Raw genomic sequence first — 22,853 nt, forward strand, 5'->3', positions numbered from 1 at the left:
CCTGCGGAAGCGCCGCGGCGGTCGGCTACGATACCCACCGGCAAGGCAAAGAGCGGGCAAAGGGGTGGTGGGGCATGGCCGGGGACCGGACGGGGCCGGAGACGGTGCGGGAAGCCGCACCGGGCCCGGAGCAGGAGCCGGTCGGACACCAGCCCGGGGACCCGACACCCGTGCCCGGCGGTCAGACCGGACTGCTGGTCGGCCTCACCCGACGAACGCTGGGCTGTGTCGGCGAGCTGCTCCTCGAACTCGTCGGCGGTGCCGTCCTCGTGGTCCTCACCACCGGGTCGCTGGTGGTGAGCTTCGTCCTCGCCCAGGCGCTGTACGCGGCCAGTCCGGCGGCCGCCTACGCGCTGGCCGCGGTGGGCCTGCTCGGACTCCTCCACGGCATCCGCCACCGGCGCCGGCCGAAGGAGGAGCGCAGCCGCCTCGGGCGGATCACGGCCGGCGTCACGGGCCTGCTCGGCTTCTGGCTGATCCTCTGCGTCGGATACGCCTCCGTCGACGTCGCCCTCGGCTGAGCACCGGCCGATCACCGGCCTCCCGTGGCGCCGGAGGCCGCCCGAAATCGGGCGGCCGACGGGCTCCGCGACCGGTAGGCTCGCCCGGCGCCCCGGCCGCACGCCCACGGAGGAGTCCACCATGCCCGAGCCGTACCGCCACGACGAGCCCTATGCGCAGGGCCTGTTGGACGTCGGCGACGGACAGCGGATGTACTGGAACTGCTCCGGCAGTCCGACGGGCAAGCCCGCCGTGACGGTGCACGGCGGGCCCGGTTCGGGCCACGGCCCGGGCAGCCGACAGCACTTCGACCCGCAGCGGTTCCGCGTCGTCCAGTACGACCAGCGCGGCTGCGGGCGCAGCCTGCCGCACGCCGCCGACCCGGCGACCGGGCTGGAGCACAACACCACCGCACACCTGGTCGCCGACCTGGAGCGGCTGCGCGAGCACCTGGGCATCGACAAGTGGCTCATGTACGGCGGCTCCTGGGGATCCACGCTGATCCTGGCCTACGCCCAGGCCCACCCGGAGCGGGTCTCCGGGATCGTGATCTGCGGGGTGACGATGACCCGCCCGGAGGAGACCGAGTGGCTCTACCAGGGCGTCGGACGCTTCCTTCCCGGCCCCTGGGAGGAGTTCCGCGACTTCCTGCCCGCCGCCGACCGGGACGGTGACGTCTCCGCGCTGCTCACCGCCTACAGCCGACAGCTCAACAGCCCCGAGGAGGACGTCCGTCGGGCCGCCGCCCAGGCCTGGTCCGCGTGGGAGGACGCGGTCATCTCGCACGAGGTGCTCGGCAAGCCGAACGCCTACTCCGACCGCCCCTCCGAAGCCCTGATGGCCTTCACCCGGATCACCGCGCACTACTTCTCGCACCGGGCGTTCCTGGCGGACGGCCAACTGCTGCGCGACGCCGGACGACTGGCCGGGATCCCGGGTGAGCTGATCCACGGACGACTCGACCTCGGCAGCCCGCTGAACACCGCCTGGCAGCTGGCCAAGGCCTGGCCGGACGCCCGGCTGACGGTCATCGACGAGGCCGGCCACACCGGCAGCCCGAAGATGGCCGAGGCCGTGCGCGCCGCCGTCGAACGCTTCGCCTGAGGAACCGTACGCGACCGTACGGCCCCGGGGGCGCCGCGACCGTTCGCACGGATGATCCACCCATCTGCTCCCCCTACGATACGAACCATGCTCGCCTATGCCCCAGCAGCCCTGTTCTTCCTCCTGTTCGGAATCGGGGTACTACGCGACCGCCGCCAGTTCAGCAATGCCGTCCTGCTCGGCATCGCCGTCTCCCTCCTCTCGCTCGCCCTGCTCACCGAACTCCGCAAGGCGCCCACCCTGGTGGCGGAGCTCGCGGCGGCGGCGATCATCCTGCTGCCGACCGTCGGCACGGTGGCCCTGGTCTGGTTCCTGCTCGCCAACGGCGTGACCATGATCCGCAAGGAGGGCCGGCGACCGGCCAACCTGCTGTCCCTGCTCGCCGGACTGGGCATCATCGCCGTCATCGCGCTGCTCTTCGCCGCCATCGTCACCCGCTCACCGAAGCTCGGCATCCTCGCGGGCACCGCCGTCCTGGTGGTCGGCTACGTCTCCTTCCTGTTCGTCTGCTTCGTCGGCTACGCCTTCCTGTACGGCCGTCACCGGCCGCGCCGGGACGTGGACTTCGTGGTCGTCCTCGGATCCGGGCTGATCGGCGGCGAGCGCGTCCCGCCCCTGCTGGCCAGCCGACTCAACCGGGGCCGCGAGGTGTACGAGGCGCAGGCCGCGCGCGGCAACCCGCCGGTACTGATCACCTCGGGCGGCCAGGGGCCGGACGAGAAGCTGCCGGAGTCCCACGCCATGGCCGACTACCTGGTCGAACGCGGCTTCCCGGACGAGCATCTCGTACGCGAGGACCGCTCGCGCACCACCGAGGAGAACCTGCTGTTCAGCCGGGCCATCATGGAGCAGGCCGAGCCCGACTACCGCTGTGTCGTGGTGACCAACAACTTCCACGCCTTCCGGGCGGCGCTGACCGCCCGCAAGACCGGCGTCAACGGGCACGTCTTCGGCTCGCCCACCGCCCGCTACTACTGGCCGAGCGCGACCATCCGCGAGTTCGCGGCGGTCTTCCTCTCGCACAAGCTGATCAACTTCGGGATCTGCGGCCTTCTTGCGCTCTGCGGGGTGCTCGCAGCGCTCTGAGAGCGCCCCGAACACCGCTCGCCGTAGCAGCGGCGGGGCGGCCCCTCGGGCGACCGGGCGGGGCGTCAGGACGGCGCAGGTGGTGGTGTAGCCGCCCCTGGCCGGCCGGGGGCAACTGGCCGGCCGGTGCGGGCCGATGATTCGTCATGAGATCAACCTGCCCTGATCGAACGACGATTGGCTCAGGCCCGCACCGGCCCGCAGCCCGACGAACAGGTCGGTCTCGACCGCACCCGCGCCACCGGCCGCGTCGACCCCGGCCGCACCGTCCGGGCTCGGCACGAAGGTGCGCGCCAAGTGGTACTCCTCCGTCGGCCAGACCTCCCGCTCGACGGACCGCGGGTGGGCCATGAACGCGACGCCGGGCTGGACCTGGGTGGCGTGTGCCAGCATCGCGGCGTCCCGTACGGCGAACTGCTCGGCGCACTCGATCCGGGTGGTGGTCGCGAGGGCCGGCGGGGTGTCGGGCCACTCGGCGAGCAGTCCGCCCATCTCCGAGGGGATCCCTCGTTCCGTCATGGCGTCGTGCAGCGTCTGGAACCAGGCGCGGGAGAGCGCCAGGTGGTAGTAGAGCTTCGCCGCCTGCCAGGGCTCGCCGCTCTCCGGGTGGCGCCCGGGGTCGGCCGCGGCCTCGAAAGCCTCGACGGCGACCTTGTGGGTCATCACGTGGTCCGGGTGCGGGTACCCGCCGGTCTCGTCGTAGGTGATCACGACGTGTGGGCGGAACTCCCGGATCAGCGCGACCAGCGGCGCCGCCGCGACCTCCACCGGTTGGACGGCGAAGCAGCCCTCCGGCAGCGGTTCGTCCGCGCCCGGCATGCCGGAGTCGACGAAGCCGAGGAACTCCTGCCGTACGCCGAGGATCTCCCGCGCGGCCGCCATCTCCGCGCTCCGGACCCGGGCGAGGTCCGCGCGGATCTCGGGCCGGTCCAGCTCCGGATTGAGCACCGACCCGCGCTCGCCGCCGGTACAGGTCACGACCAGGACGTCCACGCCCTCCGCCGCGTACCGGGCGAGGGTGGCCGCCCCCTTGCTGGATTCGTCGTCGGGGTGGGCGTGCACGGTCAGCAGGCGCAGGCCGCCGGGGTGCTTGGTGAACATGAGGACCTCCAAGGTCTGGATTGTGGAAAGGAAACCGACGGTCGCTCCGACCGCTTGACAGGAACTTATGACGGGGCCACTGATTAGGTCAAGCATAATTTCTGTGCCCGACCCAGCGAACTGCGCTAGGCTCACCTCATGACCGACACCGGGGCCACTCCGAACCTCCGCGAGCTCAACAAGCGCCGCACCCGCGAGGCGATCTCGCACGCCGCGACCAGGCTCTTCATCGAGCGCGGCTTCGACCGCACGACCATCGCCGAGGTCGCGGCCGCCGCCGGGGTCTCCAAGATGACCGTCACCAACCACTTCCCGCGCAAGGAGGACCTCTTCTTCGACCTGCACGAGGAACTCGTCGGCCGGCTCGCCAACGCCGTCGCCGAGCGCACCCCCGGCGAGTCCGCCCTCGCCGCTCTGCGCCGCGACTGCCTGGCCGGGCTGGCCCGCCACGATCCCCGACTGGGCTTCTCCGGCCCGGACTTCGCCCGCACCATCGCCGAGAGCCCCGCCCTCGGCGCCCGGTTCCGCGAACTGCACGAGCAGGGCGAGGCCGCACTGGCCGAGGCCCTGGCGGAGTCCGTGCACACGCCGCCCGCCGACCCCGGCGAGGGCGTCGACTTCGAGAGCAGGGTCGCCGCCGCCCTGCTCGCCGCCGTCGACCGGGCCGTGGCCGCCGAGGTCTTCCGCCGCGTCCTGGCCGGGGAGGAACACGGCGCCATCGCCGCCGCGGTGCGCCCCTCCGCCCTCCGGGCCTTCGACCGATTGGAGGGCGCCCTGGGCTCCTACGCCGTCCGCGAGGAATAGGCCCCTCCCGGACCCACCCGGGCGTCGACCGTGACGCCGCCGAACCATGAAGGGAGACGACCAACAGCCCCGTGGATCCACGCCCCTCCGGACGACCTACGACGCGCCGCCGAACGACGACGGCCCGCCACGCGCAACTTCCTTGCGCACGACGGGCCATCGGACGACCTCACCCCGGACAACCTCGCCACGGGCGGCGAAGCCGCCCACAGCGAGGGCCGGGCGCGAGTCAGCGCACGGTCACGGTGAACACCGGGGAGGCGGCGGCGCCACTGACGATGCGGAGTTCGTTCACACCCTTGATGCCGAGCTTCACGCCCAGCGAGTAGGAGCCGTTGCGGGTCGTCTGCGTGGCGGCCGGCAGGGCGACCCACGAGCCGTGCTGCCTCTGCTCCAAGGTCACGGTGCTCCCGGCCTTGAGGCCGGTGGTGGCACCGGTGACGCGGAACAACTGCCAGGCCTGGACGGAGCCGACCGACGGCCGGGCGGTGATCGAGGCGGTGACGGAGGCGGACGCGGCGACGGCGACCGGGGCCGCCGGGGTGGCGGTGTCGGCGGCCGCCAGGGCGGGGCCGGCCGCTCCGAGGAGCAGCGCACCGAGGGTGGCGACGGCGGCCAGGCGCAGGCAGTTCCGCTTGGAGACGATCACGGGTGCACCCCTTTCAGGGGAGGCGGTCGTTCGGCCCGAGGACACGGTCGGTGCCGGACGGGCACTGTCACCTATCGGGATGCCCCACTCCGCGCCATTGATTGTGCACAGATCGTCACCATCGGGTAACAGTCCTCCACCCCAAGGGATTTGGTCCGATCCCGCCCAGGCCTACGCCGCCCCGGCCGGATGCTCGGGTTCGAGGACGAAGACGGGGATCACCCGGTGAGCCTTCTCCTGGTACTCGGCGTACGGCGGGTACGCGGCGACCGCGCGCTGCCACCACAGGGCCCGCTCGTCCCCGGCGAGTTCACGGGCGATCATGCCGCGGCGCTCGGGGCCGTCCTGGAGTTCCACCCGCGGATCGGCCTTGAGGTTGAAGTACCAGTCCGGGTGGCGCGGGAAGCCACCCTTCGATGCCACAGCCGCGTACCGCCCCTCGTGCTCCACGCGCATCAGCGGAGTCTTGCGAACCCCACCGCTCTTGGCACCACGCATCGTGACGATGACGACCGGCAGCCCCGTGTCCCAGAGCGTTGTGCCCTGCGTGCCACCAGAACTCTCGTACAGCTCGACCTGTTCGCGCACCCACTGTGCCGGGCTCGGCTCGTACTCGCCCTCAAGCGGCATCGCGGTCACCCCATCGTCGTGCACGGACCGGGTCGGGAAGGTCCAGCACGAAGCGTCACACCACGAGGACGGCACCGTTCCCGCTCTGCCGACGACCTCACGTGGACGACTCCGAGTGGACGGTCTCCAGTGTGACGGCAAGGCCCCGGCAACGCAGCGTCTTTGCGTCTCCGCAGGTCAGGGCGGCCCCGATCACCAGGTCGAACTGCCTTCGACCTGGACGGAACCGCCCTCCGCCCCTGATCAACCGCTCGGACGCCCTGGCCACCCGGCCGCCCTGGCCGTCCTGCCGCCGGGGTCAGGCCTCGGGGCGCCCTCCCGTCCGGAGGGAGCGCTCACGTCGGCGGGCGGCGGCCCTGGCGAGGTAGTCGTGGTGCTCCTGGGCGTGGTCCGGCGGCAGGTGAGGCGCGTCGGGGGACGTGGTGGCGAAGAACCGCACGAGCGCCTCGTTCGAACTCGCCGCCAGTCCCGCGGAGCGGGCGAACATCTCCGACTCGTAGCGCGCGACCGCCTCGTCGAGCGTGGAGCCGTGGCCGGGTGTTCCGCCCCCGGCCACCGTCTCGGCCACGGCCAGGGCGAGTTCCGCCCCGTCGAGCATCGCGAGGTTGGTACCGTGCCCGCCGAAGGGCGCCATCAGGTGGGCCGCATCGCCGATCAGCGTGACCCCGGGAACGTGGTCCCAGTCGAGCGGGGCGGGCAGGGCCCAGAAGGAGCGCGGCACGTAGTCGCCGTCGTTGCGGCTGATCAGCCCGCGCAGCGGCGGGGACCAGTGGGCGAACTCCTCGACCAGGTGGGAGCGGACGCCCTCCCGGTCGGCGAGATCGACGCCCGCTTCAAGGTGCCAGTTCCGCGGGGCGCGGAAGGAGAGGTAGCCGCGGACCACACCACCGGCGTTGCGCTGGAGGATCACCGCGCGGCCGTCGTTGTCGTTGGCGAACAGGTGGCCGTCGCCGACGATCCGGGCCAGCTCGGGGTGGCGGGTGTCGACCTCGTCGAACCGGACGTCCAGGTAGCTGACCCCGAGGTACTGCGGGGCCGCGCCGGTGACCAGGGGGCGGACCTTCGACCACGCCCCGTCGGCGCCGATGACCAGGTCCGCCTCCACACTGCTGCCGTGCTGCACGCCGCTGCCGCGCTCCGCACGGCCGCCGTCCGCGAACTCCAGCCGGTGGGCGCCGCCGCCGAGCGGGGTCGCCCGGACGAGTTCGTGGCCCCAACGGACCGTGCCGGGGCGCAGGCTGTCGTAGAGCATGCGGCGCAGCCGACCGCGGTCGATCTCGGGCGCGGCGGTGTCGCCGGGGGCCGGGACGAACCGGGCGAGGACCGTGCCCTGGTGGTCACAGCGAGTCTTGGCCTGCCCCTCCGGCCGGGCCTCCGCCAGGAAGGCGTCCGTCAACCCGGCGTCGGCCAGGGCGATCTGGCCCGAGTCGGCATGCAGGTCGAGCGTCCCGCCGGGATCGCGGGAGTCCACGGCGGCGTCGGCGTCGTACACGGCGACCTCGATGCCCTGGAGTTGCAGGACGCGGGCGCAGGTCAGGCCGGCCGGACCGGCGCCGACTATGCAGATCCGGGGTGTGCTGGTGGTCATGGGGACCGTCTCCTCCGGTGCTCGGACGACGGGTGCGGCAACTCGCACCCGTAGTGGTTGAGGACAGGGCGTGCCAGCGCAAGCTCAAGCGCAGGGCAGCGCAGGGCAGGGCAGAGCGAGGCACGCCCATCAAAGTGCAATCGCTAAAAAAGCGTAACAGCTCAACTTTCTAATCCGCTCCATGAAAGCGGGTAGAGTGACCGGGTGACCGAAACCGGGCGCCGCGAGCGCAAGAAGGCAGCCACCCGCCAGGCCCTGGCGGACGCGGCACTGCGCCTGTTCCTGGAACGCGGCTACGACGACGTCGGCGTGCGCGAGATCGCCGACGCGGCCGACGTCTCCGTGACGACGCTGTTCAAGCACTTCCCCGACGGCAAGGAGGCGCTGGTCTTCGACCAGGACCTCGACCGCGAAGCGGCCCTGGTCGGGGCGGTCCGCGAGCGCCCGACCGACCTGTCGGTCCCGCGGGCCCTGCACCGGCTGCTGCTGGACGACCGCTCCCGCCGGGTCCGCACGGACCCCCGGTTCCCCGACTTCCTCCGCCTGGTCGATACCACCCCGGCACTGCGCGAATACGCCCGCCGCATGTGGCTGCGCCACGAGAACGCCCTGGCCACGGCGATCGCGGAGGACGCCGGACTGCCGTCCGACGACCCCGGCTGCCGGGCGCTGGCCCACTTCGCCCTCGAAGCCACCACACTCGTCCGCGCGGACCGGGACCCCGAGGCCGCCCTCGCCCGGATCTTCGACCTGCTCGACAGCGGCTGGTCGGGCAGCACTCCTACGGACTGACCCGACCGCGCGCGGCCACCCACACGGCCACCCACGCGGCAGCCCACTCGGCCCGCGCCGAGAAGCCACCCGTCACCCGGCACCGACCCCCGCACCACCCGTGCCCGCACCACCTGTGCCCGCACCGGCCGCACCACCGGCACCGCCCGCGCCCATGCCCAGTCGGCCGGCCAGCTCCTCCTCCCCCACCGGGGTCAGCCGCAGCGCGCGGCTGCGCGGCGCCCGGGCGATCCATCCGGCCGTGGTGAAGGCATCGAGCAACTCCGCGCCGAGTCGCCCGGCCAGGTGGTGCCGCTGCTCGGTCCAGTCCAGGCAGAAGCGCAGCAGCGGGCGCCGCTGGTCGTCCACGAGGCGGCTCTCCGGCACACCCAGGCCGGTCAGCACCGGTATCGCCGCCGGCCCGAGCCGATACGGGTACTCAGCGTCAGCAGCACCACCGGCAGCAGGATCGGCGCCGACCACCGGCCGGACCCCGGCCGCGAGCCCCACCCCACCCGCCGGAACCAGCGCCCCCCTGCTCAACAGGCCCTCCGTGAGCGCCACCCCGAGCCGCCCCGCGGTGTGGTCGAAACAGACCCGCCCCCGGCGCAGCGCCTCGTTGCGGTTGCCGGCACGCAGCGTCCGCGGCGCCGTCTGGGGCGGGGCGAGTGCGGCCAGACCCTCCATCAGCTCGGCGATCCGGCGGTCGGCGAGCTCGTAGTACCGGTTGCGCCCCGACGGCCGGACGGTGATCAGCCCGGCCCGGACGAGCCGGTTCAACTGGGCGCTGGCGGCCTGGGGCGTGACGCCCGCGTGCTCGGCCAGCTCGCCCGCGGGCAGGCTGCGGCCCCCGGCGAGCGCCATCAGAATGCGGGCTCGGGTGCCGTTGGCGAACAGGCCCGCCACACGGGCGATGTCCGGTTCGCCGGTGCGCTCGGATGGGGTCATCCGGCCATTGTGGACCGGGAACGCTTCCACCGGCGTGGAAGCGGATCGCCACCATCCTCGGGGCATGAACGAGAAGGCCCTCTCCGTACCGCAACCTCCGTTCCCCGGCCCGACACCTGTCCCTACACCCGGCCCGACGCCCCGTCCGACCCCCCGCCCCCGGCTGCACCGACGGGTGCTGGCGGCGACCGGGGTCAGTTACGTCATCGTCCTGCTGGACGCCTCGATCGTGAACGTCGCCCTGCACGGCATCTCCGGCAGCCTCGGTGTCGGTGTCGACGGGCTGCAGTGGGTGGTGAACGCCTACACGCTCGCGTTCGCCGCGCTGCTGCTGACCGGCGGCACCCTCGCGGACCGCTGGGGCGCCCGCCGGGCCTACCTGGCGGGACTGTCGCTGTTCACCGCGGCCTCCGCCGGCTGCGGGCTGGCGACCGGCCTCCCCCTGCTGGCCGCCGGGCGTGCGGTGCAGGGCCTCGGTGCGGCCCTCCTCGTCCCGGCCGCCCTCCCCCTGATCGACCAGGCGCACCCGGAGCCGGAGTCGCGGGCCCGGGCGATCGGGATCTGGATGTCGCTGGGCGGCGTCGCGATGGCCGCGGGGCCGGTGATCGGCGGCGGCCTGATCTCCTGGCTCGGCTGGCGCGCCGCCTTCTTCGTCAACCTGCCGGTCGGACTCGCCGGGGTGTGGCTGGCGCGGCGGGTCACCGAGCAGCGGGCCACCGGGAAGCCGAGCACAGGGAAGCCGATCGCAGGGAAACGGGCCACGGGAAAGCGGGCCACGCACCCTCCCACCCTCCCGACACCGCAACGCCTCGACCTGACCGGCCAGTTGACCGCGATCCTCGCACTCGGCCTACCGATCACGGTGCTCATCCAGGGCCGCGACTGGAACGCACCGCTGGTGTGGGCGGCCCTCGCGCTGTCCGGCGTGGCCGCGGCGGCCTTCCTCCTCGCCGAACGGCGCAGTCGGCATCCGATGCTCCCGCTGTCGCTGTTCCGCGACCGGGTCTTCGCGGCCTCCACCGTGGTCTCCGCGACCTCGGCGCTGGTCTTCTACGGCCTGCTGTTCGTCTGCGGCCTCTACTTCCAGCAGGTGCGCGGCTATCCGCCGGTCCGGGCCGGACTGGCCCTGCTGCCGCTGACCGCGAGCGTCGCCGTCGGCGGCTTCGGCTCCGCCCGGACGGCACGGCTGCTCGGTCCGCGCCGGTCGATGTGCGTGGCCTTCGGTGCTTACGCGGTCGGGGCGTTGGGGCTGCTGGGCGCCTCCGGATCCTCCCCGTACTGGAGGGTGCTCGCGCCCATGGTGGTGATCGGACTCGCGGGCGGATTCATCTCCCCGGCGGCGACCGCACCGGCTCTCGGCACCGTCGCCAAAGCCCGCGCGGGCATCGCCGCGGCCGCGCTCAACACCGCCCGGCAGTCCGGATCGGCGGCCGGCGTCGCCGCCTTCGGCACACTGGTCACCGCCGCCCAGCCCTTCTCCCGGGGACTGCACGCCGTGCTGTGGCTGATCGCCCTCGCCTCCGCTGCCGCCGCGGCCCTGTGGGCGTACACCTTCCGGCCGACCGCACCGGCTGACCGCACCGACCGAGCGTCCGCCCGCCTGACGAAGCGGACCCGCCCCCGCCCACACAGTCCGCACCCGTCCGACCTCCCCGAACCCGCCGACTCCCCTCCACAACACCCGAAAACGAGCACGTCAAAGGCCCGGACGGCGCCGCCGGACCGGGCTTGACGCTCCCTCGCGCTTCCACCACCCTTTCACTATTCGAATAGTGAAAGGGTACTTTGCCCATGCCGGCGCCCCTCACCCCCATCCCTCCGCTCACCCCGGCCCACCCCCTCCCGGAACCGACCCCCCGCCTACTGCAACCGGCCCGCTTCCCCCGCACCGTCCGCTTCCCCCGCGCCACCCGCCTCCTGTACGCCCTCCGCCACCCCCGCACCATCCCGCTCCCCCGGCACCCCGCGGTCCTGGCCTGGGGCCTCGCGGCCGGCTTCGCCGCGCTCTACACCTGCGTCGCCGTCAACCGGCACCGACGCGGCCTCACCAAGGCCTACGACCTGGGGATCTTCGAGCAGGCCGTCCGGGCGTACGCTCACGGCCGGGCGCCGATCGTGCCGCTCAAGGGCCCCGGCTACAACCTGCTCGGCGACCACTTCCACCCACTGATCGCCACCCTCGCCCCCGTCTACCGGGCCTTCCCCACCCCGCTGACCCTGATCGTGGCCCAGGCCCTGCTGATGGCACTGGCCGTCGTCCCGCTCACCCGCTGGGCCCACGAGGTCGCCGGACCGCGGGTGGCGCTGCTCGTCGGCTGCGCCACCGGGGCCTCCTGGGGAATCGTCCGGGCCGCGGCCGACGACTTCCACGAGATCGCGTTCGCCGTCCCGTTGCTCGCCTTCACCGCCACCGCGCTCGGTCGGCGCCGACCGCTGGCCGCCGCCCTCTGGTCGCTGCCGCTGCTGCTGGTCAAGGAGGACCTGGGGTTGACGGTGGCCGCCGTCGGCCTGCTGATCGCCTGGCAGGCCCGAGAGGACCGGCGCACCCCGCTGCCCGGACTCGCCCTCGCCGCTCTCGGCCTCGCCGCGACCGCGCTCACCGTGCTCGTCGCGCTGCCGGCCTTCAACCCGCACGGCGGCTTCGACTACTGGCAGCAGCTGGACGGCGGCGGCCACGCCACGTCCTGGAGCACGCTCTGGACCGCGCCCCTGCGGCTCGGATGGCCGCCGATCAAGTGGCTGCTGCTGTTCCTGCTCGCCGCCACCACCGGCTTCCTCGGCCTGCGCTCACCGCTCGTCCTGCTCTGCGCCCCCACCCTGGCCTGGCGGCTGATCTCGGCCAACCCGCACTACTGGGGCGTCAGTTACCACTACAGCGCGGTCCTGATGCCGATCGTGTTCGCCGCCCTGATCGACGCCGTCCGCCGCGTCCGGCACACGGCCGCACATCACGTCCGACTCCCGACGGCCGCTCACGACCCCGCCGACACCCCGCACCACCCCACCACCCGCCCGGTCCGGCGCGCACTCGCCGTGACCGCCCTGGCGACGGTCGTGACGTTGCCGCTCTATCCGCTGCACGAGGTGGTGATGCCCGAGGCCTGGAGCACCTCGCCCCGGCTCACCGAGACCCGGGCGATGCTCCGCCTGATACCGGACGACGCGACCGTGGCGGCCTCCAACCACCTGGCCGCCCAGCTCACCGGTCGGGCGGAGGTCACTCTGGTGTGCCAGGACCCGGTCGGCTCCGGACCGGAGTGGGTGGCCGTCGACCTGCGCGATCCGAGTGTGCAGTCCCCGTGCGCCACCGCCGCCACCACCCGCATGGTGACGGCCTACCGCAGCCACGGCTACCGCCTGGTGGTCGACCGGGACGACCTGCTCCTGCTCAAACGGCCCTGACCGAACCCGACCGCCCCCCACCCCCGGGTCCCGCTTGACCAACGCGTCGCAGTGGGACACCATTCCACTATTGAACTAGTGAAAGGCCGCAACGGGTGTGATCGAGTACCGCATCGATCGGCGCAGCGGCGTCTCCACGTACCAGCAGATCGTGCAGCAGACCAAACAGGCGCTGCGGCTCGGCATGCTGCAGCCGGGGGACAAGCTGCCGACCGCCCGCGAGGTGGTCGAACTGACCGCGATCAACCCCAACACCGTGCTGAAGGCCTACCGCGAACTCGAACGTGAGGGACTGGTCGAGCCCCGGCCGGGACTCGGCACCTTCGTCCGGCGCTCGCTCGCCCGACCGGAGGCGGCCGCCGACGGGCCCCTGCGGGCGGACCTGGTCGGCTGGGTGGACCGGGCCCGGGAAGCCGGGCTGGAGCGCGAGGACATCGCCGCGCTGATGACCTCCGTGCTGGAGCAGCGCTTCGACAGCGGGGTATCCCCGGCCACGCCGAACTGAGCGGTGCCGGGGCCGCCTCGGCACGGCACGGCACCGCAGGTCCAACCGGGCCACGCACCACCGCCGAGGACCACCTCGGCACGCCACCGCACATCCAACCGAACCACGCACCACGCCGAGGGCCGCCTCGGCAGCACCGAACCGAGAACAGTGGGGGGACCGGGTGAACGACCCGACAACCGTGGCTCCGGCGCTGGAGGCCGTCGGACTCGGCAGGCAGTACCGGGGCGGCTGGGCCCTGCGGGACTGCGACTTCACCGTGCCGGCCGGGCGGATCTGCGGCGTGGTGGGCCCCAACGGGGCCGGCAAGAGCACCCTGCTCTCCCTCGCCGCCCGCCAACTCGAAGCCTCCGAGGGAGAGTTGCGGGTGTTCGGCGAACCGGCCGGCACCCCGGAGCAGCGCGCCCGGGTCGCCTACGTGGCCCAGGACAAGCCGCTCTACCCGGGCCTCACCGTCGCCGAGACCCTGCGGATGGGCCGCGAGCTCAATCCGGTCTGGGACCAGGAGGCGGCCCAGCAGGTCGTCGACCAGGGCGAGTTGCGGCCCCGGGCGCGGATCGGCTCGCTCTCCGGGGGCCAGCGGACCCGGGTGTCGCTGGCGCTGGCCGTCGGCAAGCTCCCCGAACTGCTGCTGCTCGACGAGCCGATGGCCGACCTCGACCCGCTCGCCCGGCACCAGCTGATGGGCACCCTGATGTCGACCGTCGCCGAACGCGGCACGACCATCGTGGTGTCCTCGCACATCCTCCCCGAGCTGGACGGCGTCATCGACCACCTGCTGCTCGTCCAGGGCGGACGGATCCGGCTGTCCGGCGACCTGGACGAGATCCTGGACGGACACCAGCTGCTCTCCGGGCCCGCCGGGAGTACCGAGCTCCCGCCCGAGGTGGTGATCGAGCAGCGGATCGGCGGGCGCCGGGCGAGCGCCCTGGTGCGCACCGGGGAACCGCTGGACGGGCCCTGGGAGAGCGAACGGCCCAGCCTGGACGAGCTGTTGCTCGGCTACCTCCGCTCACCGGCCGCCTCCCCCGCCGCCGCCTCCCGCGACACCGGCCCTCACCCGAGCGCCTCCCACGGGACCGACTCCCGCCCGGAAGCCGGCACCCCGGCGAACGACGAGAAGGCAGCATGAGCACCGACGCCCTGACCGACCCCGCGAGGCCGGCTCCCGCCACCGCCGCCCCCGCCGCCCCGGCCATCCGGGAGCGCTCCGCGACCCCCCGGCTCCGCGGCCTGCTCTGGCTGTCGCTCCGTCAGAACCGACTGCTGCTCTGGCTGTTGGTGGCTCTGACGGTCCTGACCTCGGCCAATCTCATCTGGGTCCACGTCGCCAGCCAGCACATCGTGGGCGTGCTGCGGCGAACGGGCTGCTACACCTCGAACAGCGACGCGTGCTGGACGGTCCTCGCGCCGATCAACGAACCGTACTTCTGGTTCACCTCGGTGCTCCAACCCGTCGTCACCGCCGTTCCGTTGCTCATCGGCGTGTTCATCGGCGCGCCACTGCTGGCCCAGGAGCACGAGCGGGGCACGATCCGACTGATCCGCGCCCAGTCCGTCAGCCCCGTACGCTGGCTGGCCGCCCGCCTCGCGGTGCCGGGTCTCGCCGTACTGGCCCTGACCGGGGTGCTCGCCTCGCTGATGACCTGGGTGTGGTGGAACGACCTCATCAAGGGCCCGGCCTCGTTCGACCCGCCGTTCCAGTTCTTCACCTACCCGGCGCTCGGACTGGCCCCGATCGCCTGGTCCCTGTTCACCCTGGCCCTGGGCGTCCTGGTCGGCCAGGTGGTGCGCCGCACCCTGCCCGCGATGTTCCTCACCGCCGCACTGGTCGCGATCACCCACGGCCTGATGCGCTGGGCCCGTCCCTCCTTCCACTCCACCGTCGACGCGGTGGTTCCGCTGGGGGCCATGCAGCCCAACAACGCGTGGCTGGTCGACGTCAAGACGGTGTTCCCCGACGGCAGGCGCATCAGCACCGAGTCGTGCTTCGACCCGCACTCCTGCGACGGGGCCGTCAACACCTGGCTGAGCTACCACCCCGCCGGCCATCTCGTCCCGATCCAACTCGTCGAGTCCGGGATCCTGTTGGCGCTCACCGCCGGCGCCCTGCTCGCGGTCTTCCGCCTCATCCGCCGCTGAACCCCCGCCCCGTCGGCAGCGGGATCGGCCGTCGCCAGGGCGGGGCGACGGCCGGGCGAGGGCGAGGCGACGGCCTGGCGACGGCGGGGCGGCGGACCTCCCCCGGCCGCGCGGCACTTGGCGAAAGGTTGACCTGTTCACGGCAGATAGTTGACTCCCGGCCCACCTATGGTCGGCCCATGCCCTCACAGCCCATCAGGCCCACCGCACTGCCGGTCCTGCCCTACCGCAAGCCCACCCGCGGCCGGGACTACTGGGTCCTGGACAACGTCCTGCCCGACCCGGACGCCGTCCGCGAACGCGTCCTGACCCGCGGCGACTGGACCGAGGGCTACCCGCACCGGCCCGAGACCTGGCCCGGCCTGCGGACCATGCCGGGCCTGGAACCGGACGAGCTGGCGCGGGTCGAGGCCCAGGTCCGCAAGGCGACCGGCGCCTCCCGGCTCTGGGTGCAGAGCACCCCGGGCGGCGGCACGCTCAACCACAACTGCGTCCAGGTCGTCGGCGCCGGCGAGTCGGAGTCCCGTCCGCACACCGACTCCCGCGCGCTCTGCCGCTACGCCGCCGTGCTCTACCTCAGCCCGGGCGCCCCCAAGGACGCCGGCACCAGCTTCTACCGCCAGCAGTTCCCCGGCGGGCGGCTCGGTGGCAACCTGGTCAACGCCCCGCACAACAACCTGGTCGAGGCGCTCGGCACCCGCCACGTCCCCGCCGACCACTTCACCGAGGACGTCCGCGTCCCCAACCGCTACAACCAACTGCTCCTCTACCACGCCAACCTCATCCACAGCGCCACCGACTACTACGGCGCCGAACTCGCGGACCGCCGGATGACGGCCGTGTTCTTCTGGATGGCCTGACGAACGGGACGGCCCGACCAGCTGAACACTCCGACTCCCGGACGGCACGACCAGGGGGTTCGAACCGCCCCCGCCCGGGGACGCTCGCCGCATGACCTCCGACCCGACCTCTGACCCGACCCCCGGCTCGACCCCGGACCCGACCCCCGACGCCGTACCCCCCACCGAGACGGTCCGCCCCGACTGGGCCGGGATCGACCGGCTGCCCACCCTCGACCTGCTCCGCCTGATGAACGCCGAGGACCGCACCGTTCCCGCCGCCGTCGCCGGGGAGTTGCCGCGGATCGCCGCCGTGGTCGACGCCGTGGCCGCCCGGATGGCCCGCGGCGGCCGGCTGGTCTACGCCGGGGCCGGCACCGCCGGACGGCTCGGAGTGCTGGACGCCGCCGAGTGCCCGCCGACCTTCGGCACCGATCCGGCCCTGGTCGTGGGCCTGATCGCGGGTGGCCGGACGGCCGTGACGGCGGCCGTCGAGGGCGCCGAGGACCGCACCGACCTGGCCGAGGCCGATGTCGCGGCGCTCGCACTGACCCCGGCCGACACCCTGGTGGGCGTGTCCGCGTCCGGCCGCACCCCGTACCCGCTGGCCGCGATCCACGCCGCCCGCACGGCCGGGGCACTGACCGTCGGACTGGCGTGCAACCGGGGCTCGGCGCTGGTGGCGGCGGCGGAGCTGGGCATCGAGGTGGAGGTCGGCCCGGAGGTGCTGGCCGGGTCCACCCGGCTCAAGGCGGGCACCGCGCAGAAGCTGGTGCTCAACCTGCTGTCCACGGCCGTGATGGTCCACCTCGGACGTACGTACGGAAACCTGATGGTCGATCTGCGGGCCACCAACACCAAGCTCCGCGAGCGTGCCCGCCGGATCGTCGCCGAGGCCACCGGCGCCGACCGGGACGCCGTCGGCCGCGCCCTCGGCGCCACCGACGGCCGCACCAAGGACGCGATCCTGGTGCTGCTCGCCGACGTGGACGCACCCACCGCCGCCCAACTCCTCAAGGCTTCGGACGGACGGCTGCGCGACGCCCTGGAACGCGCCCGCCACCAGGGCCCGCCGCCCGCCTAGCCCCGCAACCGCCCGCGCGTGACCAGCGGTTACCCGAGCTGCAGGTCCGCCGCCGTCACGACCTCGCCCAGCCGCGGGAAGTTCAGCTCCACCGAGGCCCGGTGCTCCGCCTCCGTCAGCCCGGTCATCGCGTCCTCGACGAACACCAGTCGGTAGCCGTGGTCGGCGGCCGCGCGGGCGCTGGACTCGACGCCGAGGTTGGTGGCGATCCCGGTGAAAACCAGCGTGCGCACGCCCCGGGCCTGGAGCAGTTCGTGCAGTCCGGTGCCCTGGAAGGCGCCGATGGTGCGCTTCACCACGACCTCGTCGGCCACCGCCTCGACCTCGGCCGACAGTTCGCTGCCGGGCGGCTGTTCGGCGACGCCCGGCCGCTCGACCCGCACCGCCACCACGGGGGCGCCGGCCGCGCGGAACTCCTCGGCCAGGCGCAGCGAGGCCGCGACCACCTCCGGGCCGGTGTGCGGCGCGAGCTGATTGGCGACGATCCGGTCCATCAGGTCGATCAGGACCAGCGCGGTACTGCCGGGTTCAAGGGTGGTCATGGCGCTCACGCTAGCCCATCCCCCGTCACACCCGAACCCTGAGCACCGTCTGCACCGTCAGCACCGCCCGCCCCTTCCGCCGCCTCCCGCGCGATCTCCACCCGGAAGCCCTCGATCAGCACCCGCAGCCCGTACTCGAAGTCGGCGTCGTGGTCGGTCATCCGCAGCACGTCGACCGCCTCGCTCAGCAGCGGCAGCCCGCGCAGCGCCTCGTCGGGGAAGGGTGGCCGGGCCCGTTCCGCGGCGTCCTGCCGCCAGGCCTGCTCCTCGGTGACCCAGCCCATGATGTACCGGTCGACGGTCAGCAGCAGCCGCAGCGCGGTGCGCGGGCGCAGCCCGGACCGGCACAGTGCGCTCAACTGCGCTTCGACGGCCGGGAGTTCGTCCTCGGTGGGCAGGGTTCCGGCGTGCACCCGGGCGCCGTCGCGGTAGGCGAGCAGGGCGCTCCGCTTGGCCCGGGCGTCGGCGGCGATCCAGTCCGGCCAGTGCTCCGGGTCCGGTTCGCGGTCGGGCGGGAGGGCTTCGGCGAGCATCGCCTCGGCCATCAGGTCGAGCAGTTCGCGCTTGTTCTTGAAGTGCCAGTAGAGCGCCGGCGACTGCACGCCGAGCTCGCGGGCGAGCCGCCGGGTGCTGAGCCCGTCGATGCCCTCCTCGTTGAGCACGCGCAGCGCGGTGCGCACCACCTCGTCACGTTGCAACGCCATCGGATCGGCCTCCCGGTAATCCACTTGCGGACCCACCTTATCGCCGATAAGTTCCGATCCCGTCCTTATCACCGATAAGGGCTCCGTGGCCGTGGCCCGCACCCCAAGAGCGGCCGAGGACCCCGAGAACACCGAGAACACCGAGCACACCGAGGACCCCGCATTGACCCCAGATCCAGCCGGGCCCGGGCCCCACGGCCCACAGCCCGGGCCCCACGACCCACAGCCCAGGCCCCGCAACCCCCTGCCCAAGCTCCGCCGTCTGCTGCCCGACACCACGCCCTGGCGCTCCTCCCGCGACTTCCGGCTCACCTGGACCTCCGGCACGATCACCCTGCTCGGCTCGGTCTTCACCATGACGGCGGTCCCGCTGCAGATCGCCCACCTCACCGGCTCGCCGCTCGCCGTCGGGGCCGTCGGCGCGGTCGAGCTGGCGCCCACCGTCCTGTTCGGCCTGTACGGCGGAGTCCTCGCCGACCGCGCCGACCGCCGCACCGTCGCCCTGGCCACCGAGGTCGCGCTCGCCCTGCTCAGCGCCCTGCTGCTGGCCAACGCCCTGCTCGGCACACCGGCCCTCTGGCCGCTCTACCTCGCCGCCGGCCTGGCGGCGGCGATCCAGGGCCTCCAGCAGCCCTCGGTGGAGGCGATGATCCCTCGCCTGGTACCGCCGGAGCAGTTGGTGGCGGCCGGAGCGCTGCTCTCGCTGCGCTGGAGCATCGGCGGCGTGGTCGGCCCGGCGGCCGCCGGGCTGCTGATCGCCACGGCCGGCGTCCCGGCGGCGTACCTGGTGGACCTCGCCACCTTCCTGCTGTCGATCGCCCTGCTCGCCCGGGTACGGCCCGTCCCCTCGTCCCGGGACGCCGAGGCGCCGGCGTTGCGCGAGTTCACCGAGGGCGTCCACTACGCGGCGCGGCGGCCCGACCTGCTGGGCACCTACCTGGCCGACCTCGGCGCCACCGTCTTCGCCCTGCCCACCGCACTGTTCCCCTTCCTGGCCCAGGAGTTGGACGCGGAGTGGGCCCTCGGCCTGCTCTACTCTGCGTCCGCCGCGGGCAGCCTGGCCGCGGCCGCCACCGGCGGCTGGACCGGACGGGTGCACCGGCACGGGCGGCTGGTGCTGCTCTCCGCCGCCCTGGTCGGCGCGGCCACCGCCGCGGCCGCCGTCGCCCCCGGGCTGTGGACGGTGCTGCTCTGCCTGGCCGTCGCGGGCGGCGGCCACTGGATCGGCGACACCTTCCGCAGCGCCATCTGGAACCGGTCCGTTCCGGACGAACTCCGTGGCCGCACCGCCGGACTGGAGCTGATGATCGGCTCCGCCGGACCGGCCCTCGGCGACCTGCGGGCCGGCGGGCTCGCCGCCGGCCGGGGCATCCGGGCCGCACTGGGCACCGGCGGCCTGCTCTGCCTCGGCGGCAGCGCCGTCCTGACCGCCGCCCTCCCCGCGCTCTGGCGCTACGACCAGCGCGCCCTCGAACCGCAGGGCGCCCCGCACCCGCACCCCACGCCGAACCGGACCTGAGCACCGACCCCCTTCTGACGTGAATCCGTCGCTCCGCAACCACCGCCATTGACCATCCACCCCGCCCGACGATTGGCTCACCCGGAGCCGGCCGCCGGGGATTCCGACACCACAGCAGCACCGGACGTCACCGTCGACGCGGCCCGGCCGTTCCCAGGGGAGGGACCAGATGACCAGCCCGCACACCACCACGCGCCTGCTGCGCGCCGCCTGCGCCGTCGGCGCGGCCGCCGCCTTGGCGCTCACCACCACCCAGGCGGCCCACGCCGACGGCACCCACCACAAGCCGGGCACCGAACGCGTCTCCGTCGGGCTCGGTGGCGCCCAGCCCGACGGCGCCTCGCAGGCCGGCGGCCTGAGTGCCGACGGCCGCTACGCCGTGTTCACCTCGCGGGCCACCAACCTGGTGCCCGGCGACACCAACGGCAAGAGCGACGTCTTCGTCCGCGACCTGCGCACTGGCGGCATCGAACGGGTCGACACCGGCCCGGACGGCGCGCAGGCCGACGGCGACGCCCTCAGCGCCGCCATCAGCGGCAACGGCCGCTACGTCACCTTCAGCTCCTACGCCACCAACCTCGTACCGGGCGCCGCCCTGGGCTTCGAGGACGTCTACGTACACGACCGCTGGACCGGCGAGACCACCCTGGTCTCCGTCGGCGAGGAGCCGGGGCAGTCCCAGCAGGGCAAGTTCTCCGACCACCCGACGATCAGCCGGGACGGCCGCTACATCGCCTTCCAGTCCAACCGCTCCGACCTCGCCCCCGGCACGGTCACCTGGCAGGGCGCCAACATCTACGTCCACGACCTGCGGACCGGCGAGAACCGCCTGGTCAGCATCGGCGCGGACGGCAAGGAGGCGAACGGCTCCTCCGCCTCCCCGGTGATCAGCGCCGACGGCGGCTCGGTCGCCTTCGTCTCCAAGGCGAGCAACATCATCGGCACCGACCGGCCGGGCGCACTCGCCCCCGAGGCGGCCCGGCGGCTGACCGCCGAATCCGGCCAGGACTCCGACGAGCGGTTCGGCCTCGGCGCCCCCGCCGGGTCCCCGGCCGGCGCCGACCACCCCCAGTTGCTCAAGCCGCACCTCTACCCGATCTACGTACGCGACCTGCGTTCCGAGGAAACCGTCCTGGGCACCCCGGACGGCCAGGGCGGCTGGCGCGGCGGGGACTCCCCCTCGCTCAGCCCGGACGGCCGCTACCTGGTCTTCTCCACCTGGGTGCAGCACGGCGACGGCTGGGCGGACCGGCACTTCGAGGTCTACGCCCGGGACCTGGAGGCGGGCACCGAGACCCTGGTCAGCGTCGGCCTGCCGGGCACCAAGACCACCCGTGACTCCTTCAACGGCCGGATGACCGCCGACGACCGCTGGGTCTACTTCGAATCCTCGGCCGGCAACCTGGTGCCCGGTGACACCAAGACCGTCTCCGACGTCTTCCGGCGCGACCTGTGGACCGGCCGCACCGAGCGGATCAGCCTGGCACCGGACGGCTCGGAGTCCGCCGGCGCCGCCTACGACCCGTACGTGGACGCCCGAGGCACCACGGTGGTGTTCACCTCGGAGGACGGCACCCTCGTCCCGGGCGACACCAACAAGGTCTCGGACGTGTTCCTCCGCCGCCTGCCGAAGCAATGACAGCGAAGCACTGACCCCGAAGCACTGACCCCGACGCGCAGCCCCGCCCGCCGAAGCCGGACCGGCTACCCGTGGGCCGGCAACGCGTACCCCAACTGGGAGATCACCGACCACAGTTGATCCGCCAGATTGGCCGTGGCCGCGACCGCCCCGAAGAACACCTCGGGCGCGGCCGCGGCTGCGGCCAGCCCGCCCTTGGCCACCGCCCCCAGCCCCGCCACCACCCCCGATCCTGCGGCCGCCCACACCCCCAGGGCCAGCAGCCCGACCGCCCCCAGCCCGACCAGGAACAGTTCGCCCTCGGGGGTGAACAGCCGCCGGTCGCGCTCGACGGCCACCGCCAACTCGGGTACCAGCGTGGGCCCGAGCGGCCCCGGCCGCTGCCGGGCACGGATCAGGTTGAGCATCGCCTCCCGGATCTTGTCGGGCAGCTGCACCGCCCGCAGCGGGACCCGATGGATGTGGTACAACACCAGCCCGTCGTAGCCCGGCCGCCCCTGGTCCGGCCTCGGGTGGTCGCGGAAGTCGGCCCGGTCGGTGGGCCAGTAGCAGATCCAGTCGACGTACGTCTCCCCGTTCTGCTCGGTGACGTTGACCGGCATCGGCAGGATCTTCAGCCCGGCCCCGAGCCGCCAGTCGGTACCGGCCGCCACCACCGTGTACGGCAGTTGCTTGACGGCGGTGCGCTGCAGGGCGATCAACCGGTTCTCGATCACCCGGGCACACGGGTCCCGCAACACCGCGATCTTGCCCTGGAGTTCGCGGTAGGTGTCCAGGGCGCCGTCCTCGGTGCCGACCTCCAGCGCCTCCATCCGCAGCTCGGGGACGTGGTTCTGGAGGCCGAGCAGATCGGGCTTGAGCGCGCCGCCCGGGGTGAGCTCGCGGATCGCCTTGACCAGCTTCACCGCCGGGGTGCTCTTGTCCTTCAGCATCCGCTTGATCGCGTCGACCTTGGCCGTCGGGTAGATGTTGTGCAGGTCCTCGGACAGCACCTGGAGCACCATCCGCAGCACCGGGTCCTGCGGTTGGGCGGTGAGCCGCCCGTACGGCAGTGCCTCCTCCGGGCCGAGCCGGTCCCGGCGCGGGGTGCCCCACCACTCGGAGATCCGGTCCAGCTGGAAGGTCACCCAGGTCGCGCCGGGCCGGGCGTCGAAGTCCACCCCGAAGTGGTGGCGCACCCACAGCTCGGCCGCCAGGTACTCGAAGACCGTCGGCGGCTCCGCGCGCGCCTTGCCCAGCAGCAGGCAGGTGTCGGAATCCCTGAGAAAACTCATGCGCCCGCCTCGCTCCGCTCG

General features: G+C 73.2%; 22 protein-coding genes. 14 read left to right on the forward strand and 8 right to left on the reverse strand.

The window, feature by feature from the left end; genetic code table 11:
- Positions 1-74 precede the first annotated feature (74 nt).
- The 3 genes from ABTZ03_RS08715 (at position 75) to ABTZ03_RS08725 (ending at position 2,691) form a co-directional block, all read left to right on the forward strand.
- Positions 75-521: a hypothetical protein gene (locus ABTZ03_RS08715; RefSeq protein ID WP_350512158.1), complete on the forward strand. Its 447-nt coding sequence runs from the start codon at positions 75-77 to the stop codon at positions 519-521.
- Between the two features lie 121 nt (positions 522-642).
- The gene (pip, locus tag ABTZ03_RS08720; RefSeq protein ID WP_350512159.1) at positions 643-1,605 is read left to right on the forward strand and encodes a prolyl aminopeptidase; all 963 of its coding nucleotides are present in this window, start codon (positions 643-645) and stop codon (positions 1,603-1,605) included.
- 87 nt (positions 1,606-1,692) lie between these two features.
- Positions 1,693-2,691 (forward strand): YdcF family protein, encoded by a 999-nt coding sequence (locus ABTZ03_RS08725; RefSeq protein ID WP_350512160.1) that lies wholly within the window; start codon positions 1,693-1,695, stop codon positions 2,689-2,691.
- A gap of 144 nt (positions 2,692-2,835) precedes the next feature.
- On the opposite strand, the gene mca is transcribed toward ABTZ03_RS08725, so the two are convergent.
- On the reverse strand, positions 2,836-3,792 hold the full coding sequence (gene mca / locus ABTZ03_RS08730) for a mycothiol conjugate amidase Mca (protein ID WP_350512258.1): 957 nt from the start codon (positions 3,790-3,792) through the stop codon (positions 2,836-2,838).
- 138 nt (positions 3,793-3,930) lie between these two features.
- Here mca and ABTZ03_RS08735 point away from each other — a divergent pair, with 138 nt between their 5' ends.
- A complete protein-coding gene (locus ABTZ03_RS08735; RefSeq protein WP_350512161.1) occupies positions 3,931-4,596 on the forward strand; it encodes a TetR/AcrR family transcriptional regulator in 666 nt (221 codons plus the stop codon).
- Positions 4,597-4,825: 229 nt separating this feature from the next.
- Here ABTZ03_RS08735 and ABTZ03_RS08740 read toward each other — a convergent pair whose 3' ends face one another.
- The 3 genes from ABTZ03_RS08740 to ABTZ03_RS08750 form a co-directional block, all read right to left on the reverse strand.
- Complete coding sequence (locus ABTZ03_RS08740) at positions 4,826-5,245, reverse strand: hypothetical protein (protein ID WP_350512162.1); 420 nt, start codon at positions 5,243-5,245, stop codon at positions 4,826-4,828.
- A gap of 171 nt (positions 5,246-5,416) precedes the next feature.
- Positions 5,417-5,875, reverse strand: a complete 459-nt coding sequence (locus tag ABTZ03_RS08745) for a nitroreductase family deazaflavin-dependent oxidoreductase (protein WP_350512163.1) — start codon at positions 5,873-5,875, stop codon at positions 5,417-5,419.
- Between the two features lie 298 nt (positions 5,876-6,173).
- Complete coding sequence (locus ABTZ03_RS08750) at positions 6,174-7,463, reverse strand: FAD-dependent oxidoreductase (protein WP_350512164.1); 1,290 nt, start codon at positions 7,461-7,463, stop codon at positions 6,174-6,176.
- A gap of 204 nt (positions 7,464-7,667) precedes the next feature.
- Between ABTZ03_RS08750 and ABTZ03_RS08755 the strand changes: the two genes are divergently transcribed.
- The gene (locus tag ABTZ03_RS08755; RefSeq protein WP_350512165.1) at positions 7,668-8,255 is read left to right on the forward strand and encodes a TetR/AcrR family transcriptional regulator; all 588 of its coding nucleotides are present in this window, start codon (positions 7,668-7,670) and stop codon (positions 8,253-8,255) included.
- A gap of 72 nt (positions 8,256-8,327) precedes the next feature.
- Here the strand turns inward: ABTZ03_RS08755 and ABTZ03_RS08760 are convergent, their stop codons facing one another.
- Positions 8,328-9,182, reverse strand: coding sequence for an ArsR/SmtB family transcription factor (locus tag ABTZ03_RS08760; protein ID WP_350512166.1), 855 nt, complete (start codon positions 9,180-9,182; stop codon positions 8,328-8,330).
- A 64-nt stretch (positions 9,183-9,246) separates the two neighbouring features.
- Here ABTZ03_RS08760 and ABTZ03_RS08765 point away from each other — a divergent pair, with 64 nt between their 5' ends.
- The 7 genes from ABTZ03_RS08765 (at position 9,247) to murQ (ending at position 17,154) form a co-directional block, all read left to right on the forward strand.
- Positions 9,247-10,914 carry an MFS transporter gene (locus ABTZ03_RS08765; RefSeq protein WP_350512167.1) on the forward strand — a complete coding sequence of 556 codons (1,668 nt, stop codon included), beginning with the start codon at positions 9,247-9,249 and terminating at the stop codon, positions 10,912-10,914.
- Between the two features lie 59 nt (positions 10,915-10,973).
- Positions 10,974-12,584 (forward strand): DUF2079 domain-containing protein, encoded by a 1,611-nt coding sequence (locus ABTZ03_RS08770; protein ID WP_350512168.1) that lies wholly within the window; start codon positions 10,974-10,976, stop codon positions 12,582-12,584.
- A 97-nt stretch (positions 12,585-12,681) separates the two neighbouring features.
- Complete coding sequence (locus tag ABTZ03_RS08775) at positions 12,682-13,089, forward strand: GntR family transcriptional regulator (RefSeq protein WP_350512169.1); 408 nt, start codon at positions 12,682-12,684, stop codon at positions 13,087-13,089.
- A gap of 163 nt (positions 13,090-13,252) precedes the next feature.
- Complete coding sequence (locus ABTZ03_RS08780; protein WP_350512170.1) at positions 13,253-14,221, forward strand: ABC transporter ATP-binding protein; 969 nt, start codon at positions 13,253-13,255, stop codon at positions 14,219-14,221.
- Positions 14,218-15,231, forward strand: a complete 1,014-nt coding sequence (locus ABTZ03_RS08785) for an ABC transporter permease (protein ID WP_350512171.1) — start codon at positions 14,218-14,220, stop codon at positions 15,229-15,231. Before ABTZ03_RS08780 ends, ABTZ03_RS08785 begins: the two co-directional genes overlap by 4 nt.
- A 179-nt stretch (positions 15,232-15,410) precedes the next feature.
- On the forward strand, positions 15,411-16,091 hold the full coding sequence (locus ABTZ03_RS08790) for a DUF6445 family protein (protein ID WP_350512172.1): 681 nt from the start codon (positions 15,411-15,413) through the stop codon (positions 16,089-16,091).
- Positions 16,092-16,182: 91 nt separating this feature from the next.
- Positions 16,183-17,154 carry an N-acetylmuramic acid 6-phosphate etherase gene (murQ, locus tag ABTZ03_RS08795; RefSeq protein WP_350512173.1) on the forward strand — a complete coding sequence of 324 codons (972 nt, stop codon included), beginning with the start codon at positions 16,183-16,185 and terminating at the stop codon, positions 17,152-17,154.
- A 29-nt stretch (positions 17,155-17,183) separates the two neighbouring features.
- Here murQ and ABTZ03_RS08800 read toward each other — a convergent pair whose 3' ends face one another.
- Positions 17,184-17,696, reverse strand: coding sequence for an isochorismatase family protein (locus tag ABTZ03_RS08800; RefSeq protein WP_350512174.1), 513 nt, complete (start codon positions 17,694-17,696; stop codon positions 17,184-17,186).
- 5 nt (positions 17,697-17,701) lie between these two features.
- The gene (locus ABTZ03_RS08805) at positions 17,702-18,400 is read right to left on the reverse strand and encodes a TetR/AcrR family transcriptional regulator C-terminal domain-containing protein (RefSeq protein ID WP_350512175.1); all 699 of its coding nucleotides are present in this window, start codon (positions 18,398-18,400) and stop codon (positions 17,702-17,704) included.
- Positions 18,401-18,563: 163 nt separating this feature from the next.
- Between ABTZ03_RS08805 and ABTZ03_RS08810 the strand changes: the two genes are divergently transcribed.
- Together ABTZ03_RS08810 and ABTZ03_RS08815 are read left to right on the forward strand one after the other, a co-directional pair.
- Positions 18,564-19,919 carry an MFS transporter gene (locus ABTZ03_RS08810; RefSeq protein ID WP_350512176.1) on the forward strand — a complete coding sequence of 452 codons (1,356 nt, stop codon included), beginning with the start codon at positions 18,564-18,566 and terminating at the stop codon, positions 19,917-19,919.
- Between the two features lie 169 nt (positions 19,920-20,088).
- Positions 20,089-21,558 carry a TolB family protein gene (locus ABTZ03_RS08815; protein ID WP_350512177.1) on the forward strand — a complete coding sequence of 490 codons (1,470 nt, stop codon included), beginning with the start codon at positions 20,089-20,091 and terminating at the stop codon, positions 21,556-21,558.
- A 65-nt stretch (positions 21,559-21,623) separates the two neighbouring features.
- Here ABTZ03_RS08815 and ABTZ03_RS08820 read toward each other — a convergent pair whose 3' ends face one another.
- Positions 21,624-22,832 (reverse strand): hypothetical protein, encoded by a 1,209-nt coding sequence (locus tag ABTZ03_RS08820; protein ID WP_350512178.1) that lies wholly within the window; start codon positions 22,830-22,832, stop codon positions 21,624-21,626.
- Positions 22,833-22,853: the final 21 nt, after the last annotated feature.

This window comes from Kitasatospora sp. NPDC096077, from assembly GCF_040303245.1.
Lineage (GTDB): Bacteria > Actinomycetota > Actinomycetes > Streptomycetales > Streptomycetaceae > Kitasatospora.